The following is a 19,827-nucleotide window of genomic DNA, read 5'->3' as shown; positions in this document are numbered from 1 at the left end:
GTTAAGAGGAAATTGAAACGCAATGGCCGAAAGGACGCATTTCATGGAACTGGCGCTGGCGGAAGCCCGTGCCGCCGGCGAGCGGCAGGAGGTTCCGATCGGCGCCGTACTGGTTCTGGACGGCCGCGTCATCGCCCGTTCCGGCAACCGCACCCGTGAATTGAATGATGTGACGGCGCACGCCGAAATCGCCGTGATCCGCATGGCCTGCGAAGCGCTGGAGCAGGAACGCCTGCCCGGCGCTGATCTCTACGTGACACTGGAGCCCTGCACCATGTGTGCTGCGGCGATTTCATTCGCCCGTATCCGCCGGCTCTATTACGGTGCGGAAGACCCGAAGGGCGGCGCGGTGCATAATGGCGTGCGCTTCTTCAGCCAGCCGACCTGCCACCACGCGCCGGATGTCTATTCCGGGCTGGCGGAAAGCGAAAGTGCCGACATCCTGCGGCAATTCTTTCGCGAGAAACGCCTCGACGATTGAGCGGCCGGCGGGAGGCTCATGCTTTCCCGCAGGCCATCAGCCATTCGTTTTTACTGGAAGGGGTTCCACCAGCTCTTGCCGGTGCCGGCGACTGCCGCTTCTTTCTTGCGGCGCTTTTCTTTCTTCTGCTCCGGCTCGCCGAGATCGGTCAGCTGATCCTGCGGGACGCTGCGATATTCAGCCGGCGGGTCGGTGAGGAACTTGCGCTGGGCATTAACGACGGAGCCGCCCTGGGCTTCGGCCTTCGCCTTGCGGAAGGCTTCCCATTTCTGGCTTTCGGTCATCTGGCCGGCAGTGCCGTTACCGGCGAGCAACGGCGAGCGGTAATGCGGGTTGTTCTTGTTGGCATCCGCCTCGTCGCGCAGACGTTCGCGGGTCTCTTCCGGCGATTCCACCCATTGCGGGTTGTTTTCGCGGCTTGCCATGTTCTGCTGCGGCGTGGCCAGCTGTTCGGCACGGGTCTGGGCGGGAACGACGAGACCCGGGCGGGGGCTGTATTTCAGGTTGCGCTTGCTCTGGTCACCGGTGATCGAGGTCGCGTTGCCAAGATCGTCGACAAGCTGTTCAGCCGCCGTCTTGCCCGTACCGTAGGTCGGGCTCGTGCAGGCGCCGAGCAGCACGCCTATCGCCGTGATGCCTGCAACCGTGCGAAACATGCCCAAACCCTGCGCATTACCCTGCATCGTCTTCATCGAAACCCTTCCAGCCGTCCGTCCCACTGCGCCAGACATCGTCTTTCGGCAGGCGGCAGCCCGCATTGCCGTGCAAATCCGGCCATTTTCAGGCAGGTGTACCGGATGAAGAGGCAAAGCGCAATTCATCCGGCCATTTTCATTATGCCAGGGCTGCAAGCTCGCGCAGCGCGGCCGCATCGCGGGCGGAAACCTCCGGATAGTCCGGATCGGAACCGACATCGGTGGTGATGCGCCAGGAGCGAGCGCATTTTACGCCCTCCGCCAGCTTCTGCTCGACCACGACCTTTGCCACTTCCGGCAGGCGGAAGCCATCGGCGGGGCCTTCGTCACCAACCACCGAGATGGCCGAGGTGATGCAGATTTCGGCGAAATCCTGCCCCTTCAGCGCCGCCAGAAGATCGGCGTCGGCAATGTGCACGACGGGCGCGGCTTCGAGCGAGGAGCCGATACGCTTTTCGCGGCGTTCGACTTCCAGCGCGCCTGTCACGACCGTGCGGACCTTGCGGATTTTCTCCCACTTCGCTTCCAGCGCGTCGTTCTTCCATTCCGCCGGGATTTCCGGGAACTGGGCAAGATGCACCGATTCCGCATCCGGATAACGCGATAGCCACGCTTCTTCGGTGGTGAAGGGCAGCATGGGCGCGAGCCAGGAAACAAGGCAATCGAACAGCTTGGCGATGACCGACAGCGATGCCCGGCGCTTCAGCGACGACGGCGCGTCGCAATAAAGCGTGTCCTTGCGGATATCGAAATAGAAGGCCGAAAGCTCGACATTGGCGAAATCCACCAGCGCGCGGGCGATCTTCTTGAACTCGAAGCCGTCATAACCCTCGCGCACGACCTTATCCAGATCGGACAGGCGATGCAGCACCAGCTTTTCCAGCTCCGGCAGATCGTCATAGGCGATCTCTTCGCCCTTATAATGGGCGAGCGTACCGAGCATCCAGCGGATGGTGTTGCGCAGCTTGCGATAGGCATCGACATTGGTCTGGATGATGGCCTTGCCGAGACGCTGGTCTTCCCAATAATCCGTCGTCATGACCCACAGGCGCAGGATATCGGCGCCGGCGTCCTTCATGACTTCCTGCGGCGAGACGACGTTGCCCTTGGACTTGGACATCTTCTCGCCCTTCTCATCCATGGTGAAACCATGGGTGACAACGGCGTTATAGGGCGCGCGGCCGCGCGTCGCGCAGCTTTCGAGCAGCGACGAATGGAACCAGCCGCGATGCTGGTCGGAACCTTCGAGATAGACATCCGCCGGCCACTTCATGTCCGGGCGGTCTTCAAGCGTGAAGGTGTGCGTGCAACCGCTGTCGAACCACACATCGAGGATGTCCATGACCTGCTGCCATTTGGCGTGGTCGTGGTCATTGCCGAGGAAACGTTCCTTGGCGCCTTCGGCAAACCAGGCATCCGCACCTTCAGCTTCGAAAGCCTCGATGATACGGGCGTTGACGGCCTCGTCGACCAGAACCTCACCATGCTCGTCGGCGAAAACGGCGATCGGCACGCCCCAGCTGCGCTGGCGCGACAGAACCCAGTCGGGACGGCCTTCGATCATGGCGCGCAGGCGGTTCTGGCCGGAGGCCGGAACGAAGCGGGTCTGATCGATGGCGTTCAAGGAGCGCGAACGCAGCGTCGTGCCGTCGCCCAGTTCCTTGTCCATATAGACGAACCATTGCGGCGTGTTGCGGAAGATGACCGGCTTCTTGGAGCGCCAGCTATGCGGATAGCTGTGCTTCAGGCGGCCGCGGGCAAACAGGTTATTGGCAGCGATCAGCGCCTTGATGACGCGGTCGTTGGCGTCGCCCTTCTTGCCGTTATCATCCATGACGCGGGCAGCGCCGCCTTCGGCGGACGGGCCGAAACCGGGAGCGTCTTCGGTGTAGAAACCATCGTCACCGACCGGGAACGGGATGGCCGACGAAACACCGCGCGCTTCCAGCTCGCGCTGATGCGCGGTCCAGACGTCAAAGTCCTCACGACCGTGGCTCGGCGCGGTGTGCACGAAGCCCGTACCGGCATCGTCGGTGACGTGATCGCCTTCGAGAAGCGGAACCGGGAAATCGTAACCGAGCGAAGCCAAAGGGTGGGCGCAGGTGATGGCGGCCAGTTCTTCGGTTTTCACGTCGCGAACGAGCTTGAAGGTCAGCTTCGCCTTGGCTGCGGCCTCATCGGCCAGCTTCTTGGCGAAGATCAGCTTTTCGCCCGGCTGCGGGCCAAAATCATTCTGCGCGCTTTCAACTTCGAAAAGACCATATTCGACCCGCGAAGAAAACGCGATGGCGCGGTTGCCGGGGATGGTCCACGGCGTGGTCGTCCAGATGACGACGGAGACGCCGGAAAGAGCGGGCGCAGCATCCTTCACCGGGAATTTCACCCAGATCATGTCGCTCTCGACATCGGCATATTCGACTTCGGCTTCCGCCAGCGCCGTGCGCTCGACGACCGACCACATGATCGGCTTGGAGCCGCGATAGAGCTGGCCGCTCTTGGCGATCTTCAGGAGTTCGCCGGCGATGCGGGCTTCGGCGTGGAAGTTCATCGTCGTGTAGGGATTTTCGAAGTCGCCCTCGATGCCGAGACGCTTGAACTCTTCCGACTGGACCTTGATCCAGCCGGCCGCGAAGTCACGGCATTCCTTGCGGAATTCGTTGACCGGAACTTCGTCCTTGTTCTTGCCCCTGGCGCGATAGGCTTCCTCGATCTTCCATTCGATCGGAAGGCCGTGGCAATCCCAGCCCGGAACGTAATTGGCGTCGTAGCCGCGCATCTGGAAAGAGCGGGTGATGACGTCCTTCAGGATCTTGTTCAGTGCATGGCCGATATGGATGTTGCCGTTGGCATAGGGCGGGCCGTCATGCAGCACGAATTTTTCGCGGCCGGCGGCGGAGGCGCGCAGGCGCTTGTAGAGGCCCATCTCCTGCCAGCGCTTCACCGTTTCCGGTTCCTTCTGCGGCAGGCCAGCGCGCATCGGAAAATCCGTCTGCGGCAGATAGAGGGTGGAGGAGTAGTCCAGTTTTTCTGCGGTGTCGCTCATAATCGTACCGTTGTTGCGCGCCGTGTCGGTCGCGCCGTCTCAATTTCAAAGAGGGGCAAATACGGAAAGCGCCATGACAAATGCCATGACAAGCGCCAAAATCCCGGACCTTCCGGCTCGTCAGAGCGGGCGGAAGGCCGGGCCAATAATTCGGCCAATCTGAACTGTAAACTTCAACCGGTATTGGGACATGGCCGGTTGTTTATGCGGTTTTCCGGCAAAAAGGAAGAGAAAAGCGACGGCAATATAGCCCGGAATATGGGCTGACAGGTCTCATCAGATCAAAACGCAATCTTCGCATCCAACGCGCTGAGCGGGCGCACGCCCGATAACATCGCTCTCGCCTCTTCTTCATCGCGCCTGATCTGGGCGACGAGCGGATCGAGGCCATCGAATTTCAGTTCATCGCGCAGGTGCCCGAAGAAGGAGACCGAACAGACCTCGCCGTAGAGATCGCCGGAGAAATCGAAGACGAATGTTTCGAGCAGCGCCGCGCCGTTTTCTGTGACGGTCGGACGATAACCGAAGCTTGCCACGCCATCGTGGATAGAACCATCGGGGCGACGGAACCGCACGGCATAGATGCCGGCCTTCAGTTCCGTTTCCGGGGCGAGCGCCATGTTGGCGGTAGGATAACCCAGCGTGCGCCCCAGCTTCTGGCCGCCAATGACCTCGCTTTCCACCGTGAAGCGGTATCCGAGCAGGCCTGCGGCGCCCGCCACATCACCCTCGCACAGAAGCGAGCGGATACGGCTGGAGGAGACGACATCCGCACCCTCGTCGCGGAAGGCATCCACCAGCGTCACGTCAAAACCATGGCGTTTGCCGGCCTCCATCAGGAATGCCGGGCCACCTTCCCGGCCCTTGCCGAAATGGAAATCGAAGCCGGTGACGACGGCGCTGGCATGAAGCCAGTCGACCAGGATGGATTGAACGAATTCCTCCGCCGAGCGCTGCGAAAATTCCCGGTCGAAGGGATATTCGATGACGGAGCGGAAACCGATGGCCTCAAGGATACGCGCCTTCAAAGGCGCGGGCGTGAGGCGAAACACCGGCGTGTCGGGACGGAAGACGGAACGGGGATGCGGCTCGAAGGTCAGCACCAGCGCGGGAACGCCACGGGCTTCCGCCAGTTCCAGAGCACGATCCAGCACAGCCCGGTGGCCGCGATGCACGCCGTCGAAATTGCCGATGGCGATGACGCCGCCACGAAGAGCTTCCGGCAGCGGCTCCTTTTTTTCATTGCGGTGAAAGACGGTCATGGCAATCGATCCATTCCTGCGCCAGCTATTCCTCAGGCGAGATATCCTCAGGCGAGACGGGGCATCCACCAGCCGGGAGCAGCACCCTGCCCCTTGAGATAGGCGTTGAGAAGCGCCTCGTCCGTCTGGCCGTTCAGCGTATATTCGGCAGCGTGAATGCCGCCGCTGATATAGAGAAGGTTGAGACCGCTCGCAATCGCGCCCTTCACATCCGTCGGCATGCCGTCACCGATGGCGAGCACGCGATCCTTGGCGAAGGCGCCGCGCACTTCCCTGGCCGCAGCTAAGCAGGCTTCATAGATCGGCGCATGCGGCTTGCCGGCAATGCGGACTTCGCCGCCGAGCTGTTCGTAGTAGGCGGCCATGGCGCCGGCGCAGGGAATGATGCGCTCGCCGCGTTCCACCACCAGATCGGGGTTGGCGCAGATCATCGGCACCTTGCGGGCAATGAAGCCCTTGAGCATTTCGGTATAGTCTTCGGGCGTCTCCGTCTCGTCGTCGAAGAAGCCGGTGCAGACCACGGATTCCGTTTCCGCCTCGCCGACACATTCGACATCGAGACCTTCCAGCAGCGGCATGTCCCGCTCCGGGCCGAGCAGGAAGACCTTTTTTGGGCCTTCCGCGATCAGACCACGGGTAACGTCGCCCGAGGTGATGATACGGTCATAGGCCTCATCAGGCACGCCGAGAACGCGCAACTGGGCGATGACGCCGGGGGCGGGACGCGGCGAATTGGTGATGAGCACCACCGTCTTGCCAGCCTTGCGCGCTTCCCGCAGCGCAACCGCCGCATCCGGAAAGGCGCTGACCCCATTGTGCAGCACACCCCAGACATCCGAAAGAATAACGTCGAACCCATCAGTGATTTCGCCGAGAGTGAGAATGCGGTGGGCCATGAGATGCTTTCCGGATGGGAGAAGAGGGTGAGCCTCACATCGCAAAGCGGGACGCCGATGGCAAGGAAAAAAGCGGCGCGTGACCGGTCTTCGGCCCCGCCTGACGCAGCATGAACACAAATGTCCCGTAGATGGATGCGACGCGCATCGCGCGAAAAGAATGTCGTCATGGCGCGCATCCGCACATGGGAAATTTCTGTCATGGAACGCTGATAACCATAAGCCATGAAATTTTTCAGACAGGGCGTTCTTGACTCCGGCGGACGCCCTCCTTATCTCGGTTCCGCTGGCACTCGATAAAGGAGAGTGCTAACACCCATCAGGCGAGCTCCAAAAGCTCGCGCAGTCATTTGATCGAGGGATTAGGCAATGACAAGCACCAATTTCCGCCCGCTTCACGATCGCGTCGTGGTTCGTCGCGTTGAATCCGAAGCAAAGACCAAGGGCGGCATCATCATTCCCGATACCGCCAAGGAAAAGCCGCAGGAAGGCGAAATCGTCGCCGTCGGTTCCGGCGCTCGCGATGAGGCCGGCAAGGTCGTCGCTCTCGACGTCAAGGTTGGCGATCGCGTCCTGTTCGGCAAGTGGTCGGGCACTGAAGTCAAGCTCGACGGCGAAGACCTTCTGATCATGAAGGAAGCCGACATCATGGGTATCATCGGCTGATTTCGCCGAACCCATCGTTTCCTTAAATTTCAAGCCGGATCCATTCCGGCCGTTCGAAACCAGGAGTTTTGAAAATGGCAGCCAAAGAAGTCAAATTCGGCCGCTCAGCGCGCGAAAAGATGCTCAAGGGCGTCGACATTCTCGCTGATGCAGTGAAGGTAACCCTCGGCCCGAAGGGTCGTAACGTCGTTATCGACAAGTCCTTCGGCGCTCCGCGCATCACCAAGGACGGCGTTTCGGTCGCCAAGGAAATCGAACTGGAAGACAAGTTCGAGAACATGGGCGCACAGCTCGTTCGCGAAGTTGCCTCCAAGACCAACGACATCGCCGGTGACGGCACCACCACCGCAACGGTTCTGGCCCAGGCCATCGTTCGCGAAGGTGCAAAGGCAGTTGCTGCCGGCATGAACCCGATGGACCTCAAGCGCGGCATCGATCTTGCTGTTGCAGAAGTCGTCAAGGACCTTCAGGCCAAGGCCAAGAAGATCAACACTTCGGAAGAAGTTGCACAGGTCGGCACGATCTCCGCAAACGGCGAGCGTCAGATCGGTCTCGACATCGCTGAAGCAATGCAGCGCGTCGGCAACGAAGGCGTCATCACCGTTGAAGAAGCCAAGACCGCTGAAACCGAACTCGAAGTCGTCGAAGGCATGCAGTTCGACCGCGGCTACCTGTCGCCTTACTTCGTGACCAACCCGGAAAAGATGGTTGCTGACCTCGAAGACGCATACATCCTTCTGCACGAAAAGAAGCTTTCGAACCTCCAGGCTATGCTGCCGGTTCTCGAAGCTGTCGTTCAGACCGGCAAGCCGCTCGTCATCATCGCTGAAGACGTAGAAGGCGAAGCTCTTGCAACGCTCGTCGTCAACAAGCTGCGTGGCGGCCTCAAGATCGCTGCCGTCAAGGCTCCGGGCTTCGGCGACCGCCGCAAGGCCATGCTGGAAGACATCGCCATCCTGACCGGTGGTACCGTCATTTCCGAAGACCTCGGCATCAAGCTCGAAAGCGTTACCCTCGACATGCTCGGCAAGTCGAAGAAGGTTTCGATCTCCAAGGAAAACACCACGATCGTTGACGGCGCAGGCCAGAAGTCCGACATCGAAGGCCGCGTTGCCCAGATCAAGGCGCAGATCGAAGAAACCACTTCCGATTACGACCGCGAAAAGCTGCAGGAACGTCTTGCCAAGCTCGCTGGCGGCGTTGCCGTGATCCGCGTTGGCGGTTCGACGGAAGTTGAAGTGAAGGAAAAGAAGGACCGCATTGACGACGCTCTCAACGCGACGCGCGCTGCTGTTCAGGAAGGTATCGTACCGGGCGGCGGCGTTGCCCTGCTGCGTTCTTCCACGAAGATCACCGTCAAGGGTGCAAACGACGACCAGGAAGCCGGCATCAACATCGTGCGTAAGGCTCTGCAGTCTCTGGTTCGCCAGATCGCAGAAAACGCAGGTGACGAAGCTTCCATCGTTGTCGGCAAGATCCTCGACAAGAACGAAGACAACTACGGCTACAACGCCCAGACCGGCGAATATGGCGACCTGATCCAGCTCGGCATCGTCGACCCGGTCAAGGTTGTACGTACGGCTCTGCAGAACGCAGCTTCGGTTGCTTCGCTGCTGATCACCACCGAAGCCATGATCGCCGAGCTTCCGAAGAAGGAATCGGCAATGCCGCAGATGCCCGGCGGCGGCATGGGCGGCATGGACTTCTAATCAGTCCTGTCACTGGAATAAGAAAGGGCGGTCTTCGGATCGCCCTTTTTCTTTGCAGTCCCTGCGCGTTTGACGAAAGGAGCGTCATCTTCGGGGCTGTCCCGAGCATCTGCAACCGATTGATTTCCCGTGACGTGATTAGATTAGATCCTCGGCGCGAAGCCGGGGATGAAGTCGACGCTCTCGCGAGAGATGCCTCATAAAATCAACCGGTTGCATAATTCTGAAGGCCGAAAGCGGAAGTGCTCAAATATTGTCCTGTTTTGGAACAGCCGTGATTTTATCCGGCTATTTTTTGCCATCCCATGCAATAATGCCGCAGCGCCATGAGCGAATCACCACCCCAAAGGTGCTCGGTTTTCACTCGGACCGGCTTATAAGTGCGCTATTTAGTTGTGCTTTTTCGCAAGTCTCGCGATTTTGAAGAAGAAATACATAATATTTTTGATTTTCTCACTGACTGGTTGTTGTAGGTAGGGGAAAATAAACTATAAGTCAGCCCCCGTAAGGGTTCCGCGACTGGGCGGCGAGCATTGAAGGGGTTTCGATGCTTGGCAAACACGTTCGACTGCGGGTGGCGGTAAAGGTTCAACCTGGCAGTGGCGCTAGAAATGGCGGCGCTGGCACGTGTTCATGCGGGGGCGCGATTTGTTTGAAATATCAAGACGCAACGATGCTCTGCCAACGGCGGTGACGACCACGCCCGATCCCCGGACCATGTCGCATTTCTTCATTTCGGAGGAGTGGAGCAGCGATCTTTCGAGCGGCGTCATCCGGCTCGGCGAACACGCATCATTCATGCACGGCCTGCCGCCGGGCGAGTGCGGGTTGCTGAGCCTTGTCCGCTGTTACGACCGCGCTGACCACGCCCGCGTGCTGGAACTTTTCGAGCAGGTTTCCACGGCGCCCTCACGTTTCTGTTTTTCAACCGGCCTCTCCATCTTGCCGGCAATGCGGCAGCCGGTCATCTGCATGGGTGAATCTTCCGGCTTCGAAGACGGCCAGCAAGGGCGCATATCAGGGCTTTTCCTGTTTCCGCGTCTTGAGGATATTCGCTTCGCCGCCTAAGGCTTTTTGCAGCGATGCCATCCACCGTTCACAAAATGAAGACAATTTGTCTTCTGTTGTTCATCTTTATGGATGAGTGATTTTCCGACATTGATGTCTCCAGACATTGCCCTGCAGATCAACCGGCAACACGCCGATCAATTACCGGAGATATCCATGTCCAGCAGCCAGAACGTTCTCGTTCTCATCGCCCGCATTCTGCTTTCCTTCATCTTCATCACTTCGGGCTTCAGCAAGCTCGTCGATCCGGCCGGCACGGCCGGCATGATCACCGGCGCCGGCCTGCCCGCCGCAACCGCGCTTGCCTATGTCGCAGGCCTGTTCGAACTCGTTGCCGGTCTTGCCATTCTTGCTGGTTTCCAGACCAAAATCGCCGCCTGGGCGCTTGCCGTCTTCTGCGTCTTCACCGGTCTGGTTTTCCACAGCGGCACCGTTGCCGTTCCCGGCTGGCCTGAGCCGGCTCTTGGCTGGATCAACACGCTGAACGGCATCATGATGGTGAAGAACATCACGCTTGCCGGCGCTTACATCCTGCTTGCCGCCTTCGGCGCTGGCGCCTACTCCGTCGACGCAAAGCGCGGCGCGGCTGTGGCCCACGCCTGAGCCAGATAGATCGACCAACAAAACAGCCGCCGGATCGCTCCGGCGGCTTTTTTTGTCTGGTGTCAGACCGCCGCCCTTATGCGCGAAGCGATCTCCTCAACCCTCGCATCGCCATCGTGCTCCGGCTTGCGGGCGCGGACAAAGCAGGCCTCCGAACGGACGATGATGCCGTCGGAGAGGATTTTCAGATGATTGGCTTTCAGCGTCGAACCCGTTGAGGTGATATCGACGATGATATCCGCCTGCCCCGCCGCCGGCGCACCCTCGGTCGCGCCAAGGCTTTCGACGATACGGTAAAGCTGGATGCCGTGCTGGCGCGAAAAGAACTGCTGCGTCAGCCGCCAGTATTTGGTGGCGATCGCCAGCCTGCGGCCATGACGGGCACGGAATTCCGAAGCGACATCGCCGAGATCGGCCATGCTGTCCACATCCAGCCAGATTTCCGGCACGGCGACCACGACGTCGGCATGACCGAAACCGAGGCGGGCGCAAAATTCCACCTGCGCATCGGCATTGGTCAGTCCCTCGCGCACAAGGTCCTCACCCGTCACGCCGAAATCCACCGTGCCGGCGCCGATCTCGCGGGCGATCTCGGAGGCCGACAGATAGGCGATCTCAATATCGTCCCGTCCTTCGATACGGCCGCGATAGGAGCGGTCGTTGCCGACGGCCGCGACCTTCAATCCGGCGCGTTCCAGAACGGCGGAAGCGTCTTCCTTCATCCGGCCCTTGGAGGGCAATGCGATGGTGATCATGGCTTGTCGCTCCCCCGCACCGCTTCGATGCGATCCAGCCAGAGCGAAAAACCCACAGCCGGTATTTTTTCCTGTGCGCCGAGCAGCGTCAGCAGCCGGTCGAAACGGCCGCCACCGGCCAGAACGCTGTCTCCACCCGCTTCCACCACCTCGAAAACAAGGCCGGTATAATAATCGAGCGGACGGCCGAAGGCCGCGCCATAGGTGACGGTCTCAAGATCGACACCGGCATTGGCAAGGGCTGCGACACGTTTGTCGAAAGCGGAAAGCGCACCATCCAGCTTCAGCTTCGCCTTTGCGGCAAAATCAGCCAGAACCTGCGAGGCCTGCGGCAGCGGCGCCTTCAGGGCCAGAAACTGCTTGAGCAACGCGAAGCTATCATCCGGCAGGCGGGTCGCCGCAAGCGCCAGTTTCTCCCGCAGACGGCGGGCGATTTCCTGCGGCGAACGGCTGGCATTGGTGGAATAGCCGGTCTCCTGCATCACCGTATCGAGATAATCGACCAGCACCGCCTCGTCGCCAGTCGCCAGCAGGCCCGCGACCCGGGCATCAAGACCGGTCATCGGCTTGGGATGCACGAGGCTTTCCAGCAGCGCGTCGAGCTGCGCCATATCGCCAAAGGCCTGCACCAGCCGCTTCTGCCAGCCGAGCGGCAGGCCAAGGGCGGCAACCACCGCCTCGAACACCTGCTGATCCCCCAGCGTAACGGCAAGCGCCCGGCCCGGCAGCAGGCGCTGCAGAATGCCGGTGGCATCGATGACGGCACGGGCATCGGCAGCGGCAATATCGGTATCGCCAAGGTCTTCGATGCCGGCCTGATAAAACTCGTTCGCACCTTCACGACGCTGGCGGAAGACCTCGCCGAGATAGGAATAACGCTTCGGCGTGCCTGTCGCCGTTTCGATATGGCGCAGGCAGACGGGAATGGTGAATTCCGGGCGCAGGCAAAGGCTCGTCCCCGTTTCGCTTTCCGTCATGAAGATGCGGCGGCGCAAATCCTCACCCGCCATATCCAGAAACGGTTCGGCGGGCTGGATGACGGGCGTGTTCACACGGCTCGTGCGGCGCGCGGAGAATTCTTCCAGTAGCTCTCCGGAAAATTCCGGCATGTCGATCAGGGGCATGAAACGGTACTTTTCGTCACGGTTCGAGCGGTTGCATCAATTCGATGCGGTTTCCGAAGGGATCATGGACATAAAACCGGTGATATCCTTCAAGCAGCTCATCCTCAACCACATGGCGGCCTGCTGTTTCAAGTGTTTTTCGCAAGGTTGCCATATCATCGACCAGAAAGGCCGGATGGGCTTTGCGCGCCGGGCGGAAATCCTGCTCGACGCCGAGATGCAGTTTTATCGAACCCCGGCTGAACCAGCACCCGCCGCGCGCGGCCAGATTAGCGGGCTTGATCTCCTCCGCAAAGCCGAGCAGGCCGCCATAAAAGGCACGCGCTTCATCTTCGCGGCCCGCCGGCATCGCCAGCTGAACATGGTCGAGCGCAAGGATCGCCATGGCTTCAGCGCCCTTCGGCGGCGCGGCGAACGTCCTCTGCCTGATGCTCCAGAATCTCGCGGACCTTCGCCACCAGCTCGGCCTCCGGCACGCTGACCTGCGCCACACGCGCCTCGCGCCAGCTGGCATTGTCCTCGATCTCGCCGGACAGGCGCTTGCCTTCGATCAGATCCTTGATCTGCACCACGCCTTCGGCGCGCTCGTCACCGCCCTGGATGATGGCGATGGGGGAGCCGAGACGGTCGGCATATTTCAGCTGGTTGCCGAATTTCTTCCAGTTGCCCTGGTACATTTCAGCACGGATGCCCTCGGCGCGCAGCGCCTGGGTGAAGCGCTGGTAACGGCCCATGCTCTCCACATCGCCATCCATGACGGTGATCAGAACGGGAGCGAGCGGCTTGACCTGACCGAGCTTGCCGAGGTTCTTGAGCGCGGTCATCAGACGCGAAACGCCGATGGAGAAACCCGTCGCCGGCACCGGCTGGCCCATGAAGCGCGAAACGAGGCCGTCATAACGGCCGCCGCCGCCGACCGAGCCGAACACGACCTTTTCGCCCTTTTCATTGGTGACGTCGAAAGACAGTTCGGCCTCGTAGACCGGGCCGGTATAATATTCGAGGCCGCGAACGACGGAGGGGTCGATCTTGATGCGCGTCGCATCGTAACCGGCACTGGTGACCAGAGCGCCAATGATGTTCAGCTCCTCAACGCCTTCCGCGCCTTTCGAGGTGCCCGCAACCAGTTTCGCCAGATCATCGGCGCTTGCCGTATAGTCCTTGATGCCGACGAAAAACAGGACCTTTTCGATCTGCTCCTCGCCAAGGCCCGCGCCCTTGGTGAAATCACCGGACTCGTCCTTGCGACCGGGACCGAGCAGCAACCTCACCCCTTCAGGACCGAACTTGTCGAGCTTGTCGATGGCGCGCAGCACATTCAGACGACGGCCGGCATTTTCCTCGCCGCCGAGGCCGATGGCTTCCATGACGCCATCAAGCACCTTGCGGTTGTTGACGCGAATGACGTAATCGCCGCGCTTGATTCCGAGCGCTTCCAGCGTATCGGCCATCATCATGCACATTTCGGCATCGGCCTGCACGCCGGCGGCGCCCACCGTATCGGCATCGAACTGCATGAACTGCCGGAAGCGGCCGGGGCCGGGCTTTTCATTGCGGAACACGTAGCCAGCGCGATAGGTGCGGTATGGCAGCTGGATTTCGTTGAAGTTTTCCGCGACATGACGGGCGAGCGGCGCGGTCAGATCGTAGCGCAGGCTCATCCACTGATCGTCGTCATCCTGCAGCGAAAACACGCCTTCGTTCGGACGGTCGCTATCGGGCAGGAATTTGCCGAGCGCATCGGTATATTCGAACAGCGGGGTTTCCACCGGATCGAAGCCGTAGAGCTCATAGACCTTGCGGATCTTCTCGATCATCTCATTCACGGCATGAATATCGGCAGCCGTTCGATCCACGAAGCCGCGCGGCAGGCGGGCTTTCAGTTTCTGAGGCTTTTTTGCTTTTTCGCTCATGATGCCGATCCGATATTTTCCTGAAATCAAGCCGGTGTATTAGAGGATGAAGCCCGGTGCGGCAAGCCGCAAAGGCTCCGGTTTTGCTGGCCGTTGCAGCCAAGCGGTGTTATATGGGATACATGTATCCCAATCCGGATCGGGAAGGACGCGACCCATGAGCAAACAGACGGCCATCCGCCTGCCTGATGAGACCTATGAGCGGCTGAAAGCGCTGTCCGAGCGCACCGGCCGCACATCCGCCTATTACATCCGCGAGGCGATCGAGAAACATATCGAGGATATGGAAGATCTCTATCTCGCGGAGGAGGCGACGCGGCAGCGCATCGCCAATAAAGAACGCACCTATACTCTGGAAGAAGTGATGCGTGATCTTGATCTGGAAAATTGAGTTTCAGCGCGCTGCCGTCAAGCAACTGGGCGCTTTGACGAAAAGCGATGCCAATCGCATCGTTTCTTTTCTGACGGACCGCATTGCCAGAGATGGCAACCCTCGAAGGACCGGCGCCGCCCTTCAAGGCTCCGAACTCGGAAATTTCTGGCGCTACCGGGTGGGCGATTACCGCATCATCTGCGATATACAGGATCACAAGCTCGTCGTGCTGGTGGTCGAAATCGGCCATCGCCGTGAAATCTACCGATAGGCATTCATGATCCTCGAAGCCCTGCAATATGCCGCCACACGCGCGGTCACGCCGAAAGAATTCCGGCCGCATATACGCTATTCCGTCAACCTCTGGGCGCGCGCCAACCGCTGCGCCAACGCCTGGGCAGAGCATGAAAACAACAGCCGGCAATTCGTGCTGCAATCGGCCGGAAAGCTGAAGCAGCGGCGAACGGTGGTGGTGCTGGGCTCGGGCCTGTTGCGCGATGTGCCCTATGATGCGCTGGTGGCGATGTTCGATACCGTCGTGCTGGTCGATCTGGTGCATCTCGCCAGCGTGCAGGCAAAGCTGCGCCTCAATGCCAAAAAGAATGTCCGCATCGCCAGTCGCGATCTTTCCGGTTTTGACGATGTTCTCGCCGGCCGGCCGGCCGAACCGCTCGATTTCCTGCGGCGGGTGCCCTATCTCGATCTCCTGGTATCGGCCAATCTCCTGTCACAGATCGGCACCGGTGCGCGCCACCGGCTGGAGCGGGAAAAGATCGCAGATGCCCCGGACGATCTTCTGCCGAAGCTCATTCACACCCATCTGGAAGCGCTGGCTGGCCTGCCCTGCAAGGCCTGCCTGATAACCGACACCTCCTTCGACGTCATCGGCAAGGATGGTAATCTGCACCAGCACGAAGACCTGCTGCATGGCATCGAGCTTCCTGCGCCCGCCGCCGCATGGGAATGGCCGCTTGCCCCGTTTGGCGAGGAAAGCAGGGATTACCGCATCGTGCATCACGTCATTGCGCGCGAACTCACCTGATCGTCATGCTTATTCCATAATTTCCGCGGTAAATTCACGCCATGTCCCAGGTGGTCCGCACATTGATGTTCCTTGCCTGCCTGCTTTACGGCGCAATGCCGGCGCAGATGGCGATGAGCATGCCGACGGGCATGGCGGCTTCCTCACAATCGCCGATGAAACACGACGATGCCCATTCGCATCATGCTGCCGATCGGGACGATGCTTTTCAGGCGCATGCAGAGAATAAGGCTCATAAAGCGGGCACGGTCGGCTGCTGCCCGCATGGTGACCATGCCGCACATCCCGGTTCCTGTGCCGCCTGCCTGATCGTGGTTCCGCGCACGACCTTCGCCGATGGCGGTCGGATGACGTTTGCCTATCCGAAACCGCAGCGCGGCATTGTCTTTGACGGCAAGGCTTTCGCACCGCCGCTGCCGCCTCCCCGCGCCTGACTGCAGATTTTTCAGACCACCCATCGAAAAATCCGTCAGACACAGGAAGGATAATCCATGTCTATCAAGACCTTCACGCTGGCCGCCGCTTTCGCAGCCTCCCTCACCATGCCCGTTTTCGCACAGGAGGCGAGCGGCCATGCCGGGCACAGCATGTCAAAAGGCACCGCGAGCGACAGCGCTTCCACCAAGGCCTTCATGGAAGCCAGCAAGAAAATGCATGGCGATATGGCCATCGATTACAGCGGCGATGCCGATGTCGATTTCGTTCGCGGCATGATCCCGCATCATCAGGGCGCGATCGATATGGCCAGGGTCCAGCTGGAATACGGCAAGGATCCGGAAATCCGGAAGTTGGCCGAAGAGGTCATCAAGGCCCAGGAAGGCGAGATCGCCATGATGAAGGCCTGGCTGAAGTCCAGGGGTAAGTGATTGACACTGTTAAACGAGGAGCGCCGGTTATGGCGCTTCTCCGACGTTGCGACTTTCTTCTTCTCCCCGCCGGGGAGAGAAGCAAGCGGCACCCCTTCGCTTCATCGGCGACGGCGTTACGCAAGGGTGAGACGATGCCGGATTTAGGGAATGTTTGGCACACTCACAGCCTAAAGACCCGCGAGGCCGGCCTTGTAATCCTCCGACGCCGCCCGGCTGAGGCGCTCCAGTTCCATCGCCGCCCGGCTGGTATGGCGTTCCTTGTGGCGCAGCAGGGCGAAGTTGCGGGCAGGCAGATCGATGCCGGCGCGGACAAGCAATCCCTGCCGCAGAAACAGGGATGCCACTGAGGCGGACACCGCCGTGGCGGCGCCGCCGGAACGCGCCGCCATCACCACCGCCTCATTGGACGGCAGTTCCAGCATGACGGACAGTTCCGCGGGGTCCACCCCCATCTGCCGCACGGCCGCTTCGAAGGCGGAGCGGGTGCCGGAGCCCTGTTCGCGCAGCACCCAGGAGGTGCCATAGAGCATATCGAGCGCGGTGAGGTAACGACCATCGGCAAAGGGGTGGGCCGAACCGGTGACGACCAGCAGCTTGTCGGAGACGACGGGCTGCACCATCAAAGCCGGCTCATCAATCCTGCCTTCGATGAAACCGACCTCCGCCAGACCATCAAGCACCGCCTGCGTCACCGTCTTGGTATTGCCGATATCAAGCCGCACGGTCACGCCGGGATAGAGTTTCTTGAACTGCATCAGGATCGGCGGCAGCCAGTAGCTTGCAATGGTCTGGCTGGCGCAGACGGTAATTTCACCACGCGTCAGCCCGCCCATTTCGGAGAGAATCAATTCCGCATTGCGCACACGCGCCAGCGTCGCCTTGGCTTCACCCAGAAAAACCCGACCGCTTTCGGTCAATTCAATGTTGCGGCCGACGCGATGGAACAGCTCGACATTATAAAAAGCTTCGAGATTCTTGATAGCGGAGCTGACAGCGGAGGCCGTCAAACCGATAGCTTCTGCGGCCCTTGTGAGGTGTTCGCGTTCGGCAACGGCGATGAAGATGCGGAGTTGTTCAAAGGTCATGATCATTCATTCGATTTTATCGAATGATATATGCCATATTATTTGATAGAATAAAACAGGCGGCTGCGGCATTGTCTGGCCATGGCACAACATCGCACCCTCGCTCATCCCTTTCAGTTTTCGCTTCGCTGGCTTACCCCGCTTCTGCCGGGAATTCTCATCTGCGCGGCGGTCAGCTGCGCCGCCATTCTGGCGGAACGCTTTCAGGTGCGGCTTGCGGGCCACGCATGGCTTGGCGATCTTGTGCTCGCCATTCTGATCGGCACGCTGCTGCGTTCGCTGGTGTCTCTGCCTGCCGTCGCTTCGGCCGGCATAAAGTTCAGCGCCAAGACGCTGCTCGAAATCGCGGTGGCGCTTCTTGGCGCATCCCTGAGCCTTTCCATCCTCAAAGGCGCGGGCGGCTTGCTGATCGGCGGCATTGCGCTGATCGTCGCGCTGTCGCTGGTCGTGAGCTACGCGGCCGGACGAATGCTGGGCCTGCCACCCAAGCTCGCGACGCTGATTGCCTGCGGCAACTCCATCTGCGGCAATTCCGCCATTGCCGCCGCAGCGCCCGCCATTGGCGCCAAACCGGAAGATGTTGCCGCCTCGATTGCCTTTACCGCGGTTCTCGGTGTCGCCGCCGTTCTGCTGATGCCGTTCCTGCCGCAGCTTTTGGGTCTCGATGCCACCCAATACGGCATTTTCGCCGGCCTGACGGTCTATGCCGTGCCGCAGGTTCTGGCGGCCACCGCCCCGCTCGGCGCGATCGCCGTGCAGACCGGCACCATCGTCAAGCTCATCCGCGTTTTGATGCTGGGGCCCGTGATCGCCGCCCTGTCAGTCATCCACGGCCGGTCCGACAAGGGACGCCTGAAACTGCAGCAGATGGTTCCGTGGTTCATCATCGGCTTCGTGCTGATGATCATGGCCCGGTCCTTCGGACTCATTCCCGAGGCTCTTATCGGCCCCGTTGCCTCGCTCTCCAACATCCTCACCATCATGTCGATGGCGGCTTTGGGCCTTTCGGTCGATATCCGCAGCCTGCGCCATGCCGGCGGCAAGGTCATCATCGCCGCCAGCCTGTCGCTCGTGCTGCTCTGTGTTCTGAGTTTCGGACTGATTGTGCTGACCCAGGCGGCCTGAGCAAAAGGCGGGCCGTTATTTTCCGGTGCTGACCGTCAACGTGTAGTGCGCGCCCAGCCCACGGCGCGGTGATCCCAGAATAAGCGTCGGGCGGATCAGCCATTCCGTATCCGCCTTCGGCGTCAGCGTCGCGACCTTGCCTTCGGAATCGCTGAAGAAGATCGCATCCTCATCCGGCGTCGAAAAATCGAAGACCGCCATCAGGACGAATTCGCTGGAGGCGGCAAGCTCGATCTTCACCGTCTGCCCGGCCTTCACCTTCAGGCGATAGACATCGCCGCGCCCGCGCCGCGTCCAGCCGTCAAGCTTCAGCGGGCCGGCCGGCGGCAGCGCCACTTCCTTCAGCCTTTCGCCGTCATCCAGCCAGATGCCGTCGACATTGCGGCCTTCTTCGGCGAAGGAGGAATGCGGCACGGCGGCCACGGCCATGGTGAGAGCCAGGAGAAGGGAGGTTACCTTCATGGACGTACAAACTCCCGCCGCATGACCTCTATCGGCTGGCGGCAATGACAGCCTTCGATATGATCGTTGACCATACCCATGGCCTGCATGAATGCATAGACGGTCGTCGGGCCGACGAAAGTCCAGCCCCGCTTCTTCAGATCCCTGGAAAGACGAGTGGAGGCGGCGCTGGTGGGGTTAGCCCTTAACGTCGCATAGTCGAGCCTTTGCGGCCTTTCTGCGGCAGCGGGTTCGAAACCCCAGAAATAACGCGCGAGCGAACCGAATTCGTCGCGCAGCGCCACGGCGCGGCGGGCATTGTTGATGGTCGAAACGATCTTGCCGCGATGGCGGATAATGCCCTTGTCGGCAAGGCAGCGCTCGATATCGGCCTCGCCGAACTCAGCCACCTTTTCGAATTCGAAATTGGCGAAGGCAAGACGGAAAGCCTCGCGCTTGCGCAGAACCGTCAGCCAGGAAAGGCCGGACTGAAAACCTTCCAGACAGATCTTCTCGAACAGGCGGCGATCATCGGTGACGGGATAACCCCATTCCTCGTCGTGATAACGGCTGTAATCTTCCAGCCCCTGCTGCCAGAAACACCGCACAAGGCCATCCGCGCCCGTTTCAAGTCCCGCTTCGCTCATTGTGCCGACAATCCCTTTCGCTACCGCTCG

22 protein-coding genes are annotated in these 19,827 nt (G+C 60.4%); 11 read left to right on the top strand and 11 right to left on the bottom strand.

Annotated elements, in window-relative coordinates; translation table 11 throughout:
- The first annotated feature begins 22 nt into the window (after positions 1-22).
- Positions 23-481 carry a nucleoside deaminase gene (locus tag MRBLRC7O_RS01690; RefSeq protein ID WP_003503170.1) on the top strand — a complete coding sequence of 153 codons (459 nt, stop codon included), beginning with the start codon at positions 23-25 and terminating at the stop codon, positions 479-481.
- 50 nt (positions 482-531) lie between these two features.
- Here MRBLRC7O_RS01690 and MRBLRC7O_RS01685 read toward each other — a convergent pair whose 3' ends face one another.
- From MRBLRC7O_RS01685 to MRBLRC7O_RS01670, 4 genes are all read right to left on the bottom strand, one after another.
- Complete coding sequence (locus MRBLRC7O_RS01685) at positions 532-1,173, bottom strand: hypothetical protein (RefSeq protein WP_003503172.1); 642 nt, start codon at positions 1,171-1,173, stop codon at positions 532-534.
- A gap of 142 nt (positions 1,174-1,315) precedes the next feature.
- Entirely contained in the window at positions 1,316-4,219 is a 2,904-nt protein-coding gene (ileS, locus tag MRBLRC7O_RS01680) for an isoleucine--tRNA ligase (protein WP_060722956.1), read from the bottom strand.
- 281 nt (positions 4,220-4,500) lie between these two features.
- The gene (locus tag MRBLRC7O_RS01675) at positions 4,501-5,481 is read right to left on the bottom strand and encodes a bifunctional riboflavin kinase/FAD synthetase (RefSeq protein ID WP_060726054.1); all 981 of its coding nucleotides are present in this window, start codon (positions 5,479-5,481) and stop codon (positions 4,501-4,503) included.
- A gap of 47 nt (positions 5,482-5,528) precedes the next feature.
- The gene (locus tag MRBLRC7O_RS01670) at positions 5,529-6,377 is read right to left on the bottom strand and encodes a TIGR01459 family HAD-type hydrolase (RefSeq protein WP_031234240.1); all 849 of its coding nucleotides are present in this window, start codon (positions 6,375-6,377) and stop codon (positions 5,529-5,531) included.
- A gap of 369 nt (positions 6,378-6,746) precedes the next feature.
- Here MRBLRC7O_RS01670 and groES point away from each other — a divergent pair, with 369 nt between their 5' ends.
- From groES to MRBLRC7O_RS01650, 4 genes are all read left to right on the top strand, one after another.
- Positions 6,747-7,043, top strand: coding sequence for a co-chaperone GroES (gene groES, locus MRBLRC7O_RS01665; protein WP_003494080.1), 297 nt, complete (start codon positions 6,747-6,749; stop codon positions 7,041-7,043).
- Between the two features lie 74 nt (positions 7,044-7,117).
- Positions 7,118-8,752, top strand: a complete 1,635-nt coding sequence (gene groL / locus MRBLRC7O_RS01660; RefSeq protein ID WP_003503181.1) for a chaperonin GroEL — start codon at positions 7,118-7,120, stop codon at positions 8,750-8,752.
- A gap of 633 nt (positions 8,753-9,385) precedes the next feature.
- Positions 9,386-9,820, top strand: coding sequence for a hypothetical protein (locus tag MRBLRC7O_RS01655; protein WP_003503182.1), 435 nt, complete (start codon positions 9,386-9,388; stop codon positions 9,818-9,820).
- 156 nt (positions 9,821-9,976) lie between these two features.
- Complete coding sequence (locus tag MRBLRC7O_RS01650) at positions 9,977-10,423, top strand: DoxX family protein (RefSeq protein ID WP_003503183.1); 447 nt, start codon at positions 9,977-9,979, stop codon at positions 10,421-10,423.
- A 62-nt stretch (positions 10,424-10,485) separates the two neighbouring features.
- Here MRBLRC7O_RS01650 and hisG read toward each other — a convergent pair whose 3' ends face one another.
- Genes hisG through hisS form a run of 4 tightly spaced genes read right to left on the bottom strand, consistent with a single transcriptional unit; the run spans position 10,486 to position 14,215 of the window.
- Positions 10,486-11,178, bottom strand: coding sequence for an ATP phosphoribosyltransferase (gene hisG, locus MRBLRC7O_RS01645; RefSeq protein ID WP_003503184.1), 693 nt, complete (start codon positions 11,176-11,178; stop codon positions 10,486-10,488).
- Positions 11,175-12,302 carry an ATP phosphoribosyltransferase regulatory subunit gene (locus MRBLRC7O_RS01640; RefSeq protein ID WP_003503185.1) on the bottom strand — a complete coding sequence of 376 codons (1,128 nt, stop codon included), beginning with the start codon at positions 12,300-12,302 and terminating at the stop codon, positions 11,175-11,177. The genes hisG and MRBLRC7O_RS01640 overlap by 4 nt, the downstream gene beginning before the upstream one ends.
- Positions 12,303-12,318: 16 nt before the next feature.
- Positions 12,319-12,687: a VOC family protein gene (locus MRBLRC7O_RS01635; protein WP_080865883.1), complete on the bottom strand. Its 369-nt coding sequence runs from the start codon at positions 12,685-12,687 to the stop codon at positions 12,319-12,321.
- A 4-nt stretch (positions 12,688-12,691) separates the two neighbouring features.
- Entirely contained in the window at positions 12,692-14,215 is a 1,524-nt protein-coding gene (gene hisS / locus MRBLRC7O_RS01630; RefSeq protein WP_080865881.1) for a histidine--tRNA ligase, read from the bottom strand.
- Positions 14,216-14,372: 157 nt separating this feature from the next.
- On the opposite strand from hisS, the gene relB reads away from it, so the two are divergent.
- The 5 genes from relB to copM are packed head-to-tail and all read left to right on the top strand — an operon-like array spanning position 14,373 to position 16,496.
- Positions 14,373-14,606: a type II toxin-antitoxin system RelB family antitoxin gene (gene relB, locus MRBLRC7O_RS01625; RefSeq protein WP_003503188.1), complete on the top strand. Its 234-nt coding sequence runs from the start codon at positions 14,373-14,375 to the stop codon at positions 14,604-14,606.
- Entirely contained in the window at positions 14,590-14,859 is a 270-nt protein-coding gene (locus MRBLRC7O_RS01620; protein ID WP_003503189.1) for a type II toxin-antitoxin system RelE family toxin, read from the top strand. Before relB ends, MRBLRC7O_RS01620 begins: the two co-directional genes overlap by 17 nt.
- A 6-nt stretch (positions 14,860-14,865) precedes the next feature.
- On the top strand, positions 14,866-15,630 hold the full coding sequence (locus tag MRBLRC7O_RS01615) for a hypothetical protein (RefSeq protein ID WP_080865879.1): 765 nt from the start codon (positions 14,866-14,868) through the stop codon (positions 15,628-15,630).
- Positions 15,631-15,671: 41 nt separating this feature from the next.
- Entirely contained in the window at positions 15,672-16,064 is a 393-nt protein-coding gene (locus MRBLRC7O_RS01610; protein ID WP_233284482.1) for a hypothetical protein, read from the top strand.
- Positions 16,065-16,121: 57 nt separating this feature from the next.
- Positions 16,122-16,496 carry a CopM family metallochaperone gene (copM, locus tag MRBLRC7O_RS01605; protein WP_080865877.1) on the top strand — a complete coding sequence of 125 codons (375 nt, stop codon included), beginning with the start codon at positions 16,122-16,124 and terminating at the stop codon, positions 16,494-16,496.
- Between the two features lie 170 nt (positions 16,497-16,666).
- On the opposite strand, the gene MRBLRC7O_RS01600 is transcribed toward copM, so the two are convergent.
- Entirely contained in the window at positions 16,667-17,584 is a 918-nt protein-coding gene (locus MRBLRC7O_RS01600; protein ID WP_026363679.1) for a LysR substrate-binding domain-containing protein, read from the bottom strand.
- A gap of 81 nt (positions 17,585-17,665) precedes the next feature.
- Here MRBLRC7O_RS01600 and MRBLRC7O_RS01595 point away from each other — a divergent pair, with 81 nt between their 5' ends.
- Positions 17,666-18,709 (top strand): YeiH family protein, encoded by a 1,044-nt coding sequence (locus MRBLRC7O_RS01595; protein ID WP_065694890.1) that lies wholly within the window; start codon positions 17,666-17,668, stop codon positions 18,707-18,709.
- A 15-nt stretch (positions 18,710-18,724) separates the two neighbouring features.
- Here MRBLRC7O_RS01595 and MRBLRC7O_RS01590 read toward each other — a convergent pair whose 3' ends face one another.
- Entirely contained in the window at positions 18,725-19,171 is a 447-nt protein-coding gene (locus tag MRBLRC7O_RS01590; protein ID WP_080865875.1) for a hypothetical protein, read from the bottom strand.
- Entirely contained in the window at positions 19,168-19,797 is a 630-nt protein-coding gene (locus MRBLRC7O_RS01585; RefSeq protein WP_003503196.1) for a DNA-3-methyladenine glycosylase I, read from the bottom strand. Before MRBLRC7O_RS01585 ends, MRBLRC7O_RS01590 begins: the two co-directional genes overlap by 4 nt.
- Positions 19,798-19,827: the final 30 nt, after the last annotated feature.

This window comes from Agrobacterium radiobacter, assembly GCF_040801995.1.
Taxonomy (GTDB): domain Bacteria; phylum Pseudomonadota; class Alphaproteobacteria; order Rhizobiales; family Rhizobiaceae; genus Agrobacterium; species Agrobacterium radiobacter.
The sequence above is the reverse complement of the archived record's forward strand: the minus strand, read 5'-3'. Positions and strand labels throughout refer to the sequence as shown.